This is a genomic window from Heyndrickxia shackletonii (genome assembly GCF_001420715.1).
In the GTDB taxonomy this organism is placed as follows: domain Bacteria; phylum Bacillota; class Bacilli; order Bacillales; family Bacillaceae_C; genus Margalitia; species Margalitia shackletonii.
The window spans coordinates 705,490-723,422 of the sequence record NZ_LJJC01000004.1; the positions used below are offsets into that span (position 1 = coordinate 705,490).

Below are 17,933 nucleotides of genomic sequence, written 5' to 3' on the forward strand. Positions count from 1 at the left end.
TTTAGCAACTCCACATCTTAGAAAAATATTCCTACATTTCATTAATTCTACTAATCTTTCCTTGGTTTACCTAAATAATGAGTCTATAATAGTAGTAGATTGTCATTATTTAAGAGTGGAGGTAAATTTTTGTAATGAAAGGTCGAATGGTAAAAAGCGTGAGAGTGCTACTGGCTGTTCTGCTGACTACATCCGTATTTTCATGGTCAAAGCCTGCAAGCGCGGCAACTACTGTGAATCAGCAATTTAAGGTATCTGCGGGTGTATCTTATCAGGATAATAGACTCAGTACCTCAACCAGCAAGCAGGCTGCTAGAGTCATGAAGGTGAATTTGAAAGATCCATATACGGATATAGAAGTTGGGATTCCGAATCCTCTCAATAAATTATCAAAGGTTACGACTAGGGCATTATCAAACTCGAAGCCGGGGCATCAAGTTGTTGGGGCGGTTAATGGTTCCTTTTTCGGGCCAACTGGTTTGCCAGTTTATTTAATTGCAAATAATAATCAACTCGTAAATGCAGGGAAACTGCCAATCGGAAAAACAGAATACGCAAATGAGCCGATTGCATTTGGGCTTAAGGATGGGAAAGGAATTATCGATCACTATAATTTAGATCTTCATTTTGACCATAATGGAGTTTCTTATCCAATTACCGCCTCTAATAAAGCAAGAGCCGCAGATCAGCTCATTCTCTATACAGAAGAAAATCCCAGTGCTTATACGAATACAAGTGCGAAGGGTATTGAGGTTGTCGTACAAAACTTAGATGCATATCCGGATCTTACCTTTGGTTCTACTGTAACAGGAGAGGTAACGCAGATACGGGACTATGGGGATGAGACAAATACGAAGATTCCGGAAGGCGGCTTTGTTTTGTCGGCAACGGGAAAGAGCAAAGCAGCATTAAAGGGGATTCAACTCGGTGATAGTATTTCCCTGTCCGTAGATATTGATGATATTTGGAAAGATTCTTCCTTTATATTAGGAAGCGGACCAATGCTTGTCGATAATGGTAAGGTTTCTTTATCCATGGATCCAAAAAGTGAAAAAGCAAAGGCACGAGCAGCTCGCACTGCAGTTGCGATTGATAAAACAGGACAAAATGTCTTCTTTGTCACAATTGATGGAGGGAAACCAGGATATAGCACCGGCATGAATTTAACGGAGTTCGCACAGTATTTAGTAAGCCTCGGTGCTTATCGAGCATTAAATATGGATGGCGGTGGTTCGACCGCAATGGCAGTAAGAAATCCTGGCGATAGTACTGTCAAATTAGCGAACTTACCATCCGATGGTTTTGAAAGATCCGTAGCTACGACATTAATGGCTATTTCAACGGCTCCAATAGGTGAGGCAAAAAGTCTAAAAGTACATAAATCAACGAATGCCGTTCTTTTAAAAGGATCGTCGATGAAGGTATTAATAGATTACGTGCTGGATCAATATTATAATCCGCTCCAAGCCTCAGTGAAGAATTTAAAACTTAGCAGTAATCTAGGTACGGGAAATGGTAATACTTTTACAGCAACGAAAACAGGAAAAAGCACGGTAAAGGTTCAATATAATCAAGCATCTACAACTCTCCCAATTGAAGTAGTAGACAAACTAGCAAAATTACAAATTTCTCAGAGTAACTTGTTAGTCCGAAATGGGGATAGTGTTAAGCTTTCTTTGAAAGGCTATGACAGTAAGGGGAGAACAGTTGTCGTTAGTCCAAATTCCGTTAAATGGTCCGTGGCAGGAAAGATTGGCACCGTTTCAAAGGATGGCCAGTTTACTGTAACTGGGACAAAAGGTACAGGTACCATTACGGCAACCTATGGAAAAATAAAAGCCACTGTTTCCGTCAAAATTGGCGCTAGTCAAGAAGTAATAGACACTTTCGATACTGCAGCTAATTGGACACCCTCTGCCGTCAGAGCAACTGCCAGCATTAAAACTACTGGAAAAGGCGAGCCAGTTCATAATGGGAAAGCAGCATTGAAGTTGAACTATGATTTCACAACAAGTACAACAGGCACTGCAGCAGTCTATTTGAATGCCAAGAAGGATTTCGTTTTTACAAGCAGACCTGATCATCTCGGTATGTATTTATATGGAGACGGAAATAGCCATTGGCTAAGAACGCAATTAATAGATGGCAATGGAAAAAGTTATACGGTTGATTTTACAAAAGATAAAGGACTAACTTGGAAAGGTTGGAAATTTGTTCAGGCTGACATTCCTCAAAATATGCCGTTGCCTATTAAAATCAAACAAATCTATGTAGCACAACCGCATCAGGAATTGAAAAATAAAGGCACCCTTTATTTTGATCAACTGCAAGTATATTATAAGAAAAATTAAGGGCAGAAATAGGGACACGCTTGTGTCTCTTTTTTGGTGTCATTTTCGGGTGTCAGGCACCACAAATGGACAAATAGGTGTTTTGTCCACTCTAGGTGGACAGTTTGAAATCAAACAATTCGGTATAGCCACATGACAGTTAGTCCCCAATTTTCCTATCACAAATAGGGTTGGAATTATTTTTCCTTCCTTAACAGGACTATTCACTTATAAGCTGAAATAAAATAAGGATAAACCACAAGTATGGATCCATTCTATGTTTTTCATTCTATCAGCATAGGTGAGAGAACAATGAAAAAGAAGATACTAATATCAATTTTAAGTATTATAGGTGTTTTAGTGATTGCTATTGGAAGCTATGCTTTTTATCTCTATCACTCTGTAAAAGAAACTGCTATTAAAATGCATGAACCTGTTAAATTAGAGGCACCACATAAAACACCAGTCATGACTAAAGAGAATGCACAACCTATCTCTATTTTACTATTAGGTGTTGATGAACGAAAAGGCGATGTCGGTCGTTCTGACACTACGATTGTCATGACTCTTAATCCAGAAAGAAGCAGCATGCAAATGGTAAGTATTCCACGTGACACAAGAACAGAAATTGTCGGTCATGGAACGGTGGATAAAATTAATCACGCATATGCTTTTGGCGGACCAAAGATGTCCATGGAAACCGTAGAGAAGTTTACAGGTATTCCATTGAATTATTATATTCGAGTTAATATGGAAGCATTAATTGCTTTAGTAGATGCGGTTGATGGGATAACGGTTCAAAACAATATCGATTTTACGGAAGCGGGATACCATTTTCAAAAGGGCGCTGTTCCGTTAAATGGAAAAAAAGCATTGGCATATGTTCGAATGCGTCATCAAGATCCAAATGGCGACTTTGGGAGAAACGAGCGTCAACGCAAAATCATCACAGGAGTCATTGACAAAGCTGCTAGTATTAAGTCGGTAACACGCTTTGACGATATACTTAATGCACTTGGCAAAAATGTAAAAACCAATATGACCTTTGATGATATGATGAATATTCAAAAAAACTATCGTAACTGCCGAAATAATATTTATGAGTATGAAGTAAAGGGAACAGGTCAGATGATTAATAATATCTATTATTTAGTCGTTCCAGATAAGGAGAAGGCAAAAGTTTCGAAGATGTTGAAAGATAACTTAACGGAAAATTGAATGCTTTTTGTTTTGCTGGTGAAAAGTACCAGATAGATTAGACACTATATAAGTCTATCTATATGGTACTTTTTTGCTTTTACCTTCACCACTCTAAAGTTGTTTTTTAAATCACTGTTTCATAACAACAGAAAAAATTGAAAATGAAAATAATTGAAACGAATTCTGGATAAATTTACTCATGCCATTTATTTCATCCATAGATTATAATTACCTAGTTATGCAAAATTATATAAATGAGGGGAAACGTTAAAATGGGGAAAATGTTGAAAGTTTTATTTGCTATCGTATTAATGTTAGCGGTTGCGCCAAACATTTCGTTTGCTGCACAATCTGAAAGTTTCAATGCTGATTTGGATGCTTACTTGAAGGAAATCAGTGCAACACGCGGCATGCCTGTTACAAAGGAAGATATAGAGAAATCCCTTAGTAACTATGATGAAGAAATAGCAGATTTTGATTCCATGGATGGAGAAGATGGATTGAAATCATTTTTAGGTGATGTCATTAAAGCGGATTATAGTAATCTAACAGATATTTTAAAAGAAAACGATATAACGTTAGATGAATTAAAAGCTCTATTGAAGGAAAATGGAGAAGACCTCAATGATTATGTGTTCGTTGATGATCTTGATGAAGCAGTGTACTTTTATTTAAATCCTGATGACGGTTCAGATTCGGGAATCGATGAAGATATGATTAAGGAACTTTTACCAATGTTCCAGGATGAATTTGGCTTAACAGATCAAGAGATTACGAATTTAAAAAATCATTTTATGAAAATAAGTGACAAGCTATCCACACCAGAGGCTGTTAGTGAGTTGGAAAATCTTGCGCAAAGAATGGAAGCATTTAGTCAATTTACTACCATTAATGAATTAACAGCAAAAGATGTTCAAGAAATTTTATCTATATATGATGAGTTATTCTCCATGTTAGAATTAAAGGTCGATTTTCACCTTGTAAAAGGAAATAAGGAAACACCGCTATCATTATTAGATTTATTGAAAATGGACAACCTAGTAAACGCAAAATTAAAGGTAAATATTTACGATTTAGACGGCAATCTACTGGCGGATCTTATTATTACAGGTGACATGGTCGATTCGGGTACTGTGAAACAAATCGGAAAAAATATTGATACCGCTGCAAAGAAAGTACAAAAAGTAGCAGTACAGAAGCCAGTTGTAAAAACAGTAAAAGGCGGTCAGCTGCCAAATACTGCTGGAAACTATGTTCTGAATGTACTTATCGGTCTTATCATTGTGTTAGCAGGTCTATTTGGAATCCGTTATTATCGAAAGGCTGCTTAAAATGAAAAAGAGAAAAACAAAAATAATTCTTTTTGTTTCCATCCTTTTAATCATTCTAGGTGTGGCTTTTTCGACATCGAATCTTTTTACATTTGTTAGAGGTTATGCTTTATATAAGATGAACAAGGCTTACGCAGCTCCTTCTAAAAAAGAAGAAACGAGCGGTAAGAAATTGCATCAAACAACACAGGTACTATATCCTGAACGACCAAAGCAAGGCGAAAACTTCGGAGAGTTATATATTCCAAAACTAGATGCGACTCTGCCCATTTTCGAGGGGGCGGATGAAAATGAACTAGCGAAGGGAGTCGGCCATTATGCCGGCAGCGTACTCCCAGGGGAAAAAGATAACTCCGTGCTTGCCGGTCACCGGGATACCGTATTCAGAAAGTTAGGCGAGGTAGGCAAAGGGGACTTGCTCATTGTCAAGACAGAAGCTGGTAAGTTCACCTACAAAGTGAATAAAGTGAGAATAGTGGACCAGAATGACAGAACTGTCATCGTCCCAAGGCCAACAGCAACTCTAACAGTAACAACCTGCTATCCTTTTAACTTTATTGGCCAAGCACCAAAACGATATATTTTAGTCGCGTATTTGCTTTCTAAGGAAACTGGGACAGGATCCTCGTCCCAGAATTAAGAGTGAATAACGGGGAGAAAAAGTGGAAAGGAATGGATTAAAACTGGATCCATTCCTTTTTGCTTTTTAATTGCTTTTGTTCGGTTGGCTCTTAATGATTACATTTGGTATCAGGCATCTATCGTCCCCATTTATGAAGCTTTGGGTGCCTGGCACCACCAAAATACTATTCTAAATGTAAGGTTGATTGCTTGGATACGGTCACGGAACGAGTCAGGATGCTTACAATTACTAAGAAGAAGAGATTGATAATCAAAGCTACAATCCCGACATTTAGATCTTTAATGACTTGTGGTAAGAATGGAAGCAAAGTTCCCACGGATTTATTCGCTATAGTTACATAGGCTACCGTTGCGACACCAGTTGCCATTCCAGCAAATGCACCGTATTTCGTAACAAAATTATTTTTCATTAGACTAAAGAGTAATGCTGGAAAGAGCTGGGTAACTAGGCTGTATCCCATTAACAGTAAGGCTACTATAGTTTCCCCTCCGTTAATCGTATAATACACGGTTACTAAGGCAACCACGGGTACCATGTATTTTGCTATTTTTTCAATTTGCTTCTCGGTAGCAGTCGGTTTTATTACCTTAAAGATATTCTTTGATAAAAGGGTAGCCGATGACATGAGAATCAATGAACCTGGAACTAATGCGGTTAAAACTCCGGCAGCCCCGATAATTCCAATAATCCATGGATCAAAGGTCGCAATGGAGATTTTTAATAGGGCAAGGTCGGTATCGCTTCCTGTTAGTCCTGGAACCTTTAATATTGCGGCGAATCCCACAAAAAAGACAAAAAGTAAAACTAAGGAATACAAAGGCATAATGATTGCATTTCTGCGAAAGGTGTTCGCATTTTTTGCCGTATAGGTGGAGCCAAACGTATGTGGCCACATATAAAAACCAAAAGCGGTCAGTAAGACGGTTGAAATAAACCAAGATGGGCTTTGTCCTGTAGCAGGCAATGCTAAGAAATTGGCATCCTTGGCATGAATCGCTTCAAACATAGACCCGAGTCCACCGTAATAATGAATAGGTAAATAAATTCCCAGAAACACGACGACAACAAGTATTAATATATCTTTCACCACGGCTGTCCAAGCTGATCCGTGAATCCCTGAGACCATAACATAGATTGTAACGGCTATGGCACCAATCCAGATGGCTAATGTAGGGGAAATACTCCCATAAGAAGCCTGAGAAACAATGAGTCCAAGGCCCTTTAATTGCGTGATAAAATAAGGGACCATTCCGACTACACCAATTAATGAAACGAAAACGCCTAAGTAGGGACTGTTATATTTTTGTACGAAAAAGTCGGATTGAGAGATGAGATTATGTTTCTTTGCATATTTCCAAATTCTTGGCAAAAGGAAATAGGACATAATATAGGCTACTGCACTATAGGAAATGATGTAATAGGTCGGTCCACCTTTTCCATATGCCCAGCCACTTCCTCCTAAAAAGGTAAAAGTGGTATAAATTTCACCTGCCATTAATAGGAAGACAAAAATGGTACCGAATCCTCGTCCACCAACAGACCATTGCTCTAGGTCCATGTCTTTTCCCTTTTTCGCTTGGATTCCTAATAGAATAGCGAGGACCAGAACAATAAAGATAATGATTAAGGCAATATTCATAGTAATTCATCCTCCTTACGTTTGGGGTCGAATTTGAACACGATCCACATAATAGGGGAGGAGAGGACAGTACACATTACTAACCAAAATAATAAAAACGGCATTCCGAGAACGATGGGGGTTACCCGATTAAAGAAAATCGCTCCGACAAAAATTCCAATGATAGGCACAAGCGCCAAGAGTTTTACTGCTTTCATGAAATCCCTCCTGTCTATTACTGAGAAAGAAAGTTAAATACTGCATGCACAAATAGATTGATCCCTTTTTCAATGGAGCGTTCATCAATCATAAATTGTTCATGATGATGTGGATAGATGATCCCCTGTTCTTTATTTCCGGCACCTATGTAAAAGAAACAGCCTTTTGCCGCTTGCTGATATGCGGAGAAGTCTTCGCCCACCATGGTTGGATCCATTCGCACTACATCCTCTTTTCCATACACTTCAATCGCGGTGTCTTCCATTACTTTTGTGATTTCCTCATGATTAATAACGGCACGATACCCGAATTCATAACGAAACGTGTAATCCGCGTCATGGGCACTTGTTATCCCTTTTACAATTCTCTCCATATGCTTTGGAATTTCTTTGCGGACTTCTGGATCGAAGCTTCGTACAGTCCCCATGATTTCAACAGATCCCGGGATCACATTATGGGTTGTTCCACCAACAAACTTCGCCACAGAAATCACAACAGGCTTTAAAGGATCAATATTTCTTGAAACAATATGTTGCAGATTTGTCACAACCTGACTGGCAATCGCAATACTGTCCACGGTATCCTGTGGCATTGCAGCGTGTCCGCCTTTGCCATTTACAAAAATTTGAAAGGTGTCAGGAGCTGCCATCATCGGTCCATACACGATGCCGATTTTCCCGATTTCAAGCGGAGACCATAAATGCGTTCCAATTACGACATCTACCCCATTCATCACCCCATGTTGGACAAGTTCCTCTGCACCGCCGGGATAAAGTTCTTCCGCGTGTTGAAAGATAAAACGTATTTCTCCAGCGATATCATCCTTACATTGTGATAAGATTTTGGCTGCCCCCAAGAGAATAGCTGTATGACCGTCATGTCCACAAGCATGCATAACACCAGGCGTTTGGGAGGAGTAAGGCACCCCGCTATTTTCTTCGATTGGCAGTGCATCCATATCGGCCCGAATGGCGATGGTTTTCCCAGGTAAGGAGCCTTTTAACACCCCTAACACACTTGTCTTGGTCGGTCGAGTAACATCAATGCCCCCAAATGCCTTTAAGGTTTCATAAACAAACTTAGCTGTGTTTACTTCGTGAAAGGACAGTTCCGGATGGGCATGTAAATAACGCCTCCATTCGATAGCCTCTTGATATACCTCTTTCAAACTTATGTGTTGCAAATCTGCCTTAACCATTATGCAAGATCTCCTTCTAAGCGATTTAATAATTTTATACTATTTTGAATTTGTATAAAATTTATTTTTTTATAATAGACCTAAATTTTTCTAGAATCAAGTATTTTTTGGTATCGGGTGCCAGGAACCACCCTGATTCGGGCGTGAACCCCACTACTTTAAACCGTAAAAGTTTTTTGGATATATAGGTCTGGTCACAGTGACGTCCAAAAAAATCTTGTGTCAAAGGAATGATGCACAATTTTTGAGCGATTGACTGGATAGACATTATACATTACAAAACACTTTGTGGTACTAGGTGCTTATCTATTAAATGAAATCACCAAAACCCCATCTCAAATAATTCTTCAAAATAAAGTTCTTCTAATTTTTTATTTAATATTCCATAAAAATAAGCGATTGGATTTCTGACACCATTTTTCGTTAATTTCATTTTGCGTATTAACTGCTTTAATGTGGAGATAGAATATTCAAGGACTTTATCATATTCTTTTTCACGATTATTTCGATAGGCAGCAATCATGGTCATTCTCCAATACTCTTCAATTGTTTTTGCATCTGAGAAAAAATATTTGGCAAATTGCACAAATGATTGTGGTACAGAATCATTTGTAAAGGTGTAATCTAATTCGCTTTCTTTACGTTTTTTTAAATTATTAATAGTTTTTGAAGGATTATTAGTTTTATTAGGGTGGTCCAATTTTTCCTCTTTGGGTGGTTCATGGTTAGGAAAAAAATTAAAAACGTATAGATTGCTGGATTGAGAACCATTTTTTCTTTCTGTTTTGTAGATTGTGATGATTCCTAATTGAGCTGCCTTAGCGGTCATCCGCTTAAAAGTAGAACGGGATATCCCATTCCCATCAAACTCATCATGAATGGCTTTAAGTAATGTTCCAATTTTTGCATTGCAAACTCCAGGGATTTTTGCTGAAAAACGGACAAGTCGTTTCAAAGCGACGATTTCCCCTTTTGTGAATTCTTTCTTACATGATGAAAGCCACATTTCTATATGACTATTAAATTCCTGTAGAGAATGGAACTGTGAATACTGTTCAAAACAATCAATACTGCCTGATTTTAAATTCATTCTTTTGCACCAGCCTTTCACTTCTTATATAGGGATTAAAAAGTGAAAAGGACACCCTGAATAAAAAAATAGATCAGGGGGACAGTCCCTCTGATTCGAGAAATTTTTGACGCATTAAAGTGCGTGGATAAATAGAGTCTATAAATGGTATTGCCATAAAAATGTCCTGATTTTTTTGAAAAGCATAGTGCCCTTTTTCTTCCTAAAACTCTATATAAACATAGGAAGGCTATTTATATGAAGAAAGGTTGTGGAGGAAGAATGGCAAAATATAGAATGGTGCGTTCTGATTTTTGGAAGAATCCAATTGTGTTAAAGGAGATGACCCCGGAGGATAAGTATTTTTACCTTTATCTGCTTACGAATTCGCGTACTACTCACATTGGAATCTATCCAATTACGAAGAAAGAAATGGCATTTGATTTGGGAGTTTCGTTGGAAAGTGTTCATTTGTTAATGGAGCGATTCGAGGAACATTATCAGATGATTCGTTACAACTCTAAAACAAGGGAAATCGCGATTAAAAGCTGGGGGATAGAGATCCTGCAAAAGTGCGGAAAAACGCTCATGGATTGTATTTGTTCTGAATTAAAGGAGGTCGAGGATCACACGCTTATACCATATGTTTTGGAATCTATACATATGGAAGAGATACGCCGTTTATATGAAGATTTTTTAAACCGGACTAGCCAGAGAAATGGATAGTCCATCTTTAAACCAAGTAACCTATTCATTGTGTTTTTGAAATTCTTCTACTAAAAATCATTATAACTTAATAGTATTTTCCTATTTCACTTAGGCTTTTCGAAATGATAGAATAGTTTTATTATTATAATATAATTACGAAGTGGATATAACATTTAAGAGGTTCTTGCTAATTAGTTCTCAGTATTACAGTAAGCAGAAGCCTAAATAAATGTTTAGGTGAATTTATTTCTGAATATTCAAACTGAAAAAGAAACAGCAGAATAAGTTTTTGCTTTCTCTATTCCATCTAAAATAATTTCGATATACCAATTTCATTTCAAAAATAGCAAAGGATTATCTTCTAATATTGTGAGTTAATCTTTTGTGCTTCTTGGTTTTGAAAACGTTATCATAGCAAATATCTAGATTTTGAATAAACTCAATTATATTTGCTTTTTCTAACTTAACCTGAATCCACTCTCGTTTTCCATTACCTTTTTTAATTTTACTTATGGGAGGAAAATCTATGAAAAAGTTTTTTGCCTTTCAAGTTTTAATTGGATTATTTATTGGTGCTATAATCGGACACTTTTTCCCTAAGTTTGGAATGGGTCTAAGGCCAATAGGCGATATGTTTATCCATCTTATTAAAATGATTGTTGTTCCTATTGTCTTTACAACGATTGTTATTGGATCCTCAGGAAGCAAGGGAAACATGAAAAAAATGGGAGCATTAGGCCTTAAAACGATTATTTGGTTTGAATTTATTACTACTTTAGTTCTAGGTATTGGACTAATACTTGTTAATCTTTTAAAGCCTGGTCATGGTCTTGACCTTTCACACCTTGTTAAGCAAGATATTCACGCATTAAATGGTAGTGTTTCTACCGTTGTAGATTTTAAATCAATGATTGTGAATATTATTCCTTCTAACATTGTTGATGCAATGGGAAAGAGTGATTTATTAGCCGTTATTTTCTTTGCAATATTATTTGGCGCTGCTGCCAGTGCAATTGGTAAAGCTTCAGAACCCGCACTTAAATTTATAGATTCAGTTGCCAAAATTATGTTTAGACTTACACAAATGGTTATGGTAACGGCACCAATTGGTGTACTTGCACTGATGGCAGCTTCGGTTGGTCAATATGGCATAGGCCTATTAATCCCAATGGCTAAGTTGATAGGCGTTGTATATTTGGGACTTGCTATCGTTATTTTCGGTTTATTCCCACTGATTTCCTGGTTCTTAAAAATACCTTATTTTAAAGTTTTTCGGATGGTATGGGATTTATTTTTAATTGCCTTTTCAACAACCAGTACAGAAACAATTCTACCTCAATTAATGGAACGAATGGAGAAATTCGGTTGTTCCAAACGGGTTGTTTCCTTTGTCATTCCGACTGGATTATCTTTGAATTGTGATGGCTCCACATTATACTTATCCGTTTGCTCCATTTTTATAGCGCAGGCATTCGGAGTGCCAATGACCTTTAGCCAACAATTAATTGTAATGGCGGTCTTAATTGCTACATCTAAAGGAATTGCTGCGGTTCCATCGGGTTCTTTAGTGGTCCTTTTGGCTACTGTCTCAGCTGTTGGCCTACCTGCGGAGGGTGTTGCCATTATTGCAGGTATTGACCGTGTATTAGATATGGCTCGAACTGCATGTAATACTCCTGGACATTGTTTAGCAAGTATCGTAGTTTCAAAGTGGGAAAAAGAATTTACCCCAAATAAATCCCTTAATGACCAAACAGATCAGCAAGTGTATCACCAAGTATAAGGGAAAAACATGGAGACGTTTCTCGTGTTTCCGTAATTTATGAAAAAAATACTGAGAGAATTTTCTCCCTTGAATCATTCATCATGAAGAAAGTAGGTTTGATTATGAATAATATTAAAAATATATATTGTGTTGGTCGCAACTATGCTGCCCACGCAAAGGAGTTAAATAATGAAATTCCCAAATCGCCTTTTCTATTTTTAAAGCCTACACATGCCCTGATCGAGGCAAGTGGGAATTGGATATCATTACCGGAAAATCAAGGATCAGTCCATTTTGAAACGGAACTAGTAATTAAAGTTGGAAGAAACTATGAAAAAGGAATAAAAGTGGATGATTTGATTGATAGGATGGCAATCGGTCTAGATTTTACATTAAGAGACGTTCAAAGTGAACTTAAAAAGAAAGGACAGCCATGGCTTCTAGCAAAAGGATTTCAACATTCAGCTGTCATAAGTAAATTTATCGATTTTCCTGGAATGGAAGAATTGCAAAAAACGGATTTTTCTCTTTTGAAAAATGAAGTAAAAGTACAACAAGGAAATATAAAAAATATGATTTTTGATTTACAGACAATCATCGATTTTACTGCACTTCACTTTGGATTAGGAGAGGGAGATATAATATTTACCGGAACGCCAGAGGGTGTTGGACAAGTTGCCGACGGGGACCATTTATCTTTAGTCTGGGGAGATAAAGTTCTTGGGGAATGTTTTATTAAATTATGATTGTTGATTACAGGGGACGGTCCTTTCAAGGGACAATCGGAAGTTTTGCGCGTAAAAAAGGCACAGCTAGTGGTATGTACTAGCTGTGCCTTTGTGTTTTTTTGTAATAAATCCACCTGCGCAAAATTTTTGATAACCCTAGAAGAATGAAGTCGCGGCCCCCGTCTTTTGGTTTTGGTTTCTTTTTTTAACTAATAATGAACTTTTTTGCCTTCAAACAAACTTTAGATTAAAACGCTTAAGTAAATGTTCCCATCCAAATTATGTTGACTTTATCCAATCTTGATAATTTTCTATATATTTTATATAATGATATCAAATAGGAACCACTGGTTCTAATATAGATACACTTTAGATTACTTAAATGAAGAAAGGTGATTTCACATGAGAGTTGCCACGGATATTGGAGGAACGTTTACGGATCTTGTCTATTTAGACGAAAATGGAAATTTCGGAATTTCGAAAGCGCATACAACACCCTCTCAATTCGAAAATGGGGTGATAAATGTAATGGAGTCAAGTGGGATAAACCCCGAATCTATTGAGATGTTTATTCACGGATCTACAGTAGTAATTAATGCTTTAACGGAAAGAAAAGGTGCAAAGGTTGGATTAATTACTACAAAAGGAACAAAGGATGTTCTTGAAATTGCTAGGGGAAATCGACCAGATTTATATAATTTTCGGTACCAAAAGCCTGCACCATTTGTAGAACGATATTTACGTTTGGAAGTGGAAGAACGTTTGAATTATAAGGGAGAAATCCTTACCCCACTTAATGAGGAGCAAATTCCGGATATATTATCCTTCTTTAAAAAGGAAAATGTTGAGGCGATTGCTGTTTGCTATTTACATTCTTACAAAAATCCAATTCATGAAAAAAGAACGGTCGATCTTATCCATCAACTATGGCCAGAAATTGCTGTTACAGCTTCCCATGAGATTACAAAGGAATGGAGGGAATATGAACGAACAAATACCACTGTATTAAATTCCTATGTAAAACCAACTGCCACATCCTATATAGATCGTTTAAGCAAACGATTGACTGATAGAAAAGTAAACGGAAATTCATACATTATGCAGTCAAATGGCGGTTCAACCACTTTTGAAGGAGCAAAACAGTCACCCATTCATATGGTTGAATCCGGTCCTGTTGCTGGAATTTATGGTGCTGCAGTTTTAGGTGAAATTTTAGGTGAGGAGAATATCATTGCTTTTGATATTGGTGGAACTACTGCTAAATGTTCGTTGATTAGCAAAGGTGAAGTAAAAGTAACGACAGATTATTATATTGAGAAAACCGATAAAACTTCCGGATATCCAGTAAAGGTACCAGTAGTTGACATTGTGGAAATAGGAAACGGAGGAGGATCCATCGCTTGGATTGATGCCACGGGTTCACTAAAAGTTGGTCCCCAATCGGCTGGATCTGTACCTGGACCCGTTGCATATGGACAGGGAGGATTGGAGCCAACCACTACGGACGCGAACTTAGTTACAGGACGGCTTTCCAAGAAAAACTTTGATTATGAGGTTGATCTTGAAAAGGTTAGAGATGCGATTGACCAAAAGGTAGCTTCCCATTACGATCTTTCCGTTGAAGAAGGGGCACTTGGAATTATTGAAATAGCAAATTCCAATATGCTTAATGCCTTAAAACTCATTTCTGTTAGAAAGGGGTATGATCCTGCAGATTTTTCGATGATTGCTTTTGGAGGAGGCGGTTCCATGCATGCTGCAGCATTGGCCAAGGAGCTAGGGGTCAAAAAGGTCATTGTTCCAGTTGCTTCTTCCGTATTTTCGGCATGGGGAATGTTAATGACAGACTTACGTCATGATTACATTCAAACTTATATAAAAAAATTAAATGATATGGATCTTTCGGAAATCAATAGCACATGGAACGAAATGATGGATCACGCATTTAATCAATTTTTAGATGAGGGAATAGATAAAGGTCAGGTTTTATTTCATTGTTTTGTAGATATGCGTTATGTAGGACAAGAACATACTGTAAAGGTTCCGGTACCTAACAGTGTTTGGACAAGTGATACAGTAGAAGAAATAATATCAAGGTTTCATCATCTCCATGAACAGAACTATACGTTTAAACTTTTAGATGCTTCAACAGAAATAGTAAGCCTTCATTTAACAGGTTTTGGTAAAGTGAAAAAGCCTACAATAAATACATTAATAACCACAGGTAAATTAGTGAACTCCGCACTAAAGGAATGTCGCCCAGTTTACTATAAGGAGGAAGGATGGGTAAATACGGAAGTCTATAATCGAAATGAACTGGAGTCAGGAATGAATATTAATGGACCAGCTATTATTGAGGAAACGTCGGCATCTACTGTTATTTACTCAGGGCAGTCTCTAATAGTTGATTCTTATGGAAATTTAATTATCGATACGGGGGTGAAGCAAGATGGTAACTTCTAATAAAATGAAAGTTAATCCAATTACCTTAGAGGTTATTAAAGATTCCTTAATGTCCATCGGGGATGAAATGTTCCTTGCACTTGCTCGAACTTCCATGAGTCCGATTATTTATGAGGTACTTGATTACGCATGTGGATTAACCGATGCGAAGGGAAGGTTAATAAGTCAGGGGAATGGAGTTACCAGTTTCATCGGAATGTTAAGTCCTATGGTTCAGCATGTAATTGAAAAATATGATAGCGGTAAGGAATTAAAGGATGGAGATATCATTATCATCAATGATCCCTATGTCGGAGGCGGGTCTCATTTATCTGATGTAGGATTAGTAATGCCTATCTTTTCTAATGGAGAACTTGTGGCATTCTCTGCAAATAAAGGTCACTGGACAGAAGTCGGGGGAAAAGATGCTGGGTCCTTTACCAGTGATTCGACTGAAATTTATCAAGAGGGTCTTCAATTACCGGGTGTTAAGTTGTTTGAAGAAGGAAAGGTTAATCAAGCTATTGTGGATATTATTTCTACAAATGTTCGTCTTCCTGATCTATCTTTGGGTGACATGTGGGCCCAAGTAGCTGCATTACGAACTGGTGGAAGAAGATTCATAGAATTATGTAAAAAGCATTCTAAAGAGCTTGTAGCTGCAGCTATTGAAAATCTATTAAATCAAGGGGGGCAATTTGCGAGACAAGAACTTAAAGTACTTCCTAAGGGAACATTTAGCGCACAAGATTATATTGAAGGGGACAGTACAAAAGGCGGGCCGTATCCTATAAACGTGAAAATTACGATTACAGATGATGAATTTATTTGTGATTTTCGTGGAAGTCATCCGCAAGTGACGAACCCAGTAAATTGCTCCTATTTTGGGTTACTTTCGAGTGTACGTGTCATGTACCTAGCCATTATCAGACCGCCGCAAAACATTAATGAAGGTGTATTTTCGCCATTAAAAATTATAACGGATAGGGGATCCATTATTTCAGCCGAACGCCCAGCACCCGTTTCGATGAACTTTGAAGGCCGCATAGGCGGTGCAGACCTTATTTGGAAAGCGCTCGCACCATATTTACCAGATAGATTAACTGCCGGGCATTTATTATCCGTTTGTTCTGTCGTATTATCTGGGAATCATCCTGATTCGAATGCGCCATTTTTAATTGTAGAACCTTCCGTTGGAGGTTGGGGAGCAGGCGAAGGAATGGACGGACAAAGTGGGCAATTTTGTATGGGAGATGGAGAAACTTACAATATTCCAATTGAGGTTGCCGAAACAAAATATGGGATTCTTGTAGAAGAATATAGTCTTCGTTGTGATGGAGCGGGGGCAGGTGAGTTTATCGGTGGATCGGGGGTAGTTCGCTCTTATCAAGCATTAAGCGATGATCAAAAGCTTTCCATAAACTTTGGCCGTCATAAATTTTCTCCGTGGGGAATGAATGGAGGAAAGGATGGATCTACAAACTATGCAAAAATTATTAAGGCAAATGGTCAAACTGTAGGTCCCGTAGGTGTAACGGCTAGATATCCATTAAATAAGGGAGATGTTGTACAACTGGTAACGGCAACTGGAGGAGGGTTTGGAAATCCTTTAAAACGCTCCGTTGAAAAGGTTAAAAATGATGTGAAAAATGGTTATATTTCGGTAGAACAGGCCAATGAAACATTCGGGGTTATGATTGACCCAAAAACTTATGAGGTATTGGGTGAGACGGAAGAAAGAACAAATCTTCATTAAAACTTTAAGTGCAGGGTTTTTGCTTATTTAGTACCCTGCTCTTTATTTCTGAATCATTTTGTGAATTTTTAAAATTTTATTGTGTCCTAAACTTTTGTTGTTGTATAATAGTTTCATAATTATGAAACATTGGTTCTTATTTAGAGACAACGGAGGTTCATATGTCATTAAAAACTTTAGAAAATTCTTTAGAAATCCTTAAATATTTTACTAGAGACAGATCTTCATGGGGAGTCCGTGAGCTTGCCAAGGAAATAGGAATTAGCCATTCTATTGTATACAGGATCTTATCAACATTTGAACAATATGGTTTCTTAATACAAGATCCCATTTCCAAAAGATATAAACTAGGATTTCGCTTTTTGGAATATGGGCAAATGGTTAAAGAGGATATGAAACTTTCGCACTACATTTACCCTGTAATGGAAGCGCTATCCAATGAAGTGGAGGAATCCGTATTTTTAACATGGTTGGATAAATTTGATGGAGTAACGGTGGAAATTGCAGAAAGTTCCCAGCAAATCAAATATGCTGTTTCCTTAGGTACCAGAACACCTCTTTATGTAGGTGCATCCTGTAAGGTAATAATGGCGTATCTTTCTAAAGAACAACAATTAGAAATTATCCATGAAGGGCTTCAGCAATTCACAAACAACACGATTTTGGACGAGGAAAAGCTGCTCTCCAATTTAGAGGAAATTAAAGCAAAGGGATGGTGTTATTCGGTTGGTGAATATTCTGATGCCGTATTTGGCCTAGGTATTCCTCTTTTTAATAGGCAAAATGAGATTATTGCCTCGTTAACCATTGCGGGACCTGAATATCGTATAGAGGATATTCATTTGGATAACATCCTAAAACCACTACAAGATGCAGGGGCAAAAATACAAAACTATCTTTATAACTTTAGCGGTAGATATGTTTAG

General features: G+C 37.6%; 14 protein-coding genes. 10 read left to right on the forward strand and 4 right to left on the reverse strand.

The window, feature by feature from the left end:
* Positions 1–134 precede the first annotated feature (134 nt).
* From AN964_RS03500 to srtD, 4 genes are all read left to right on the forward strand, one after another.
* Positions 135–2,351, forward strand: a complete 2,217-nt coding sequence (locus AN964_RS03500; protein WP_055738384.1) for a phosphodiester glycosidase family protein — start codon at positions 135–137, stop codon at positions 2,349–2,351.
* Positions 2,352–2,642: 291 nt separating this feature from the next.
* A complete protein-coding gene (locus AN964_RS03505; protein ID WP_055738385.1) occupies positions 2,643–3,548 on the forward strand; it encodes an LCP family glycopolymer transferase in 906 nt (301 codons plus the stop codon).
* A 254-nt stretch (positions 3,549–3,802) separates the two neighbouring features.
* A complete protein-coding gene (locus AN964_RS03510) occupies positions 3,803–4,861 on the forward strand; it encodes a processed acidic surface protein (protein ID WP_055738386.1) in 1,059 nt (352 codons plus the stop codon).
* A 1-nt stretch (position 4,862) separates the two neighbouring features.
* Complete coding sequence (gene srtD, locus AN964_RS03515; RefSeq protein ID WP_055741122.1) at positions 4,863–5,501, forward strand: class D sortase, LPxTATN-specific; 639 nt, start codon at positions 4,863–4,865, stop codon at positions 5,499–5,501.
* Positions 5,502–5,667: 166 nt separating this feature from the next.
* Here srtD and AN964_RS03520 read toward each other — a convergent pair whose 3' ends face one another.
* The 4 genes from AN964_RS03520 to AN964_RS03535 all read right to left on the reverse strand — a co-directional run bounded on the left by AN964_RS03520 (position 5,668) and on the right by AN964_RS03535 (position 9,629).
* Entirely contained in the window at positions 5,668–7,143 is a 1,476-nt protein-coding gene (locus AN964_RS03520) for a sodium:solute symporter family protein (RefSeq protein WP_055738387.1), read from the reverse strand.
* Entirely contained in the window at positions 7,140–7,340 is a 201-nt protein-coding gene (locus AN964_RS03525) for a DUF3311 domain-containing protein (RefSeq protein ID WP_055738388.1), read from the reverse strand. Before AN964_RS03525 ends, AN964_RS03520 begins: the two co-directional genes overlap by 4 nt.
* A gap of 17 nt (positions 7,341–7,357) precedes the next feature.
* Positions 7,358–8,539, reverse strand: coding sequence for a M20 family metallopeptidase (locus AN964_RS03530; RefSeq protein WP_055738389.1), 1,182 nt, complete (start codon positions 8,537–8,539; stop codon positions 7,358–7,360).
* Between the two features lie 319 nt (positions 8,540–8,858).
* Complete coding sequence (locus tag AN964_RS03535) at positions 8,859–9,629, reverse strand: hypothetical protein (protein WP_055738390.1); 771 nt, start codon at positions 9,627–9,629, stop codon at positions 8,859–8,861.
* 261 nt (positions 9,630–9,890) lie between these two features.
* Here AN964_RS03535 and AN964_RS03540 point away from each other — a divergent pair, with 261 nt between their 5' ends.
* From AN964_RS03540 to AN964_RS03565, 6 genes are all read left to right on the forward strand, one after another.
* A complete protein-coding gene (locus AN964_RS03540; protein WP_244885857.1) occupies positions 9,891–10,334 on the forward strand; it encodes a hypothetical protein in 444 nt (147 codons plus the stop codon).
* Positions 10,335–10,842: 508 nt separating this feature from the next.
* Positions 10,843–12,099: a dicarboxylate/amino acid:cation symporter gene (locus AN964_RS03545; RefSeq protein ID WP_055738391.1), complete on the forward strand. Its 1,257-nt coding sequence runs from the start codon at positions 10,843–10,845 to the stop codon at positions 12,097–12,099.
* A 104-nt stretch (positions 12,100–12,203) separates the two neighbouring features.
* Positions 12,204–12,827 (forward strand): fumarylacetoacetate hydrolase family protein, encoded by a 624-nt coding sequence (locus AN964_RS03550; RefSeq protein ID WP_055738392.1) that lies wholly within the window; start codon positions 12,204–12,206, stop codon positions 12,825–12,827.
* Positions 12,828–13,211: 384 nt separating this feature from the next.
* A complete protein-coding gene (locus tag AN964_RS03555) occupies positions 13,212–15,272 on the forward strand; it encodes a hydantoinase/oxoprolinase family protein (RefSeq protein WP_055738393.1) in 2,061 nt (686 codons plus the stop codon).
* Positions 15,259–17,007, forward strand: a complete 1,749-nt coding sequence (locus AN964_RS03560; protein ID WP_055738394.1) for a hydantoinase B/oxoprolinase family protein — start codon at positions 15,259–15,261, stop codon at positions 17,005–17,007. The genes AN964_RS03555 and AN964_RS03560 overlap by 14 nt, the downstream gene beginning before the upstream one ends.
* Before the next feature lie 161 nt (positions 17,008–17,168).
* Entirely contained in the window at positions 17,169–17,933 is a 765-nt protein-coding gene (locus tag AN964_RS03565; protein ID WP_055738395.1) for an IclR family transcriptional regulator, read from the forward strand.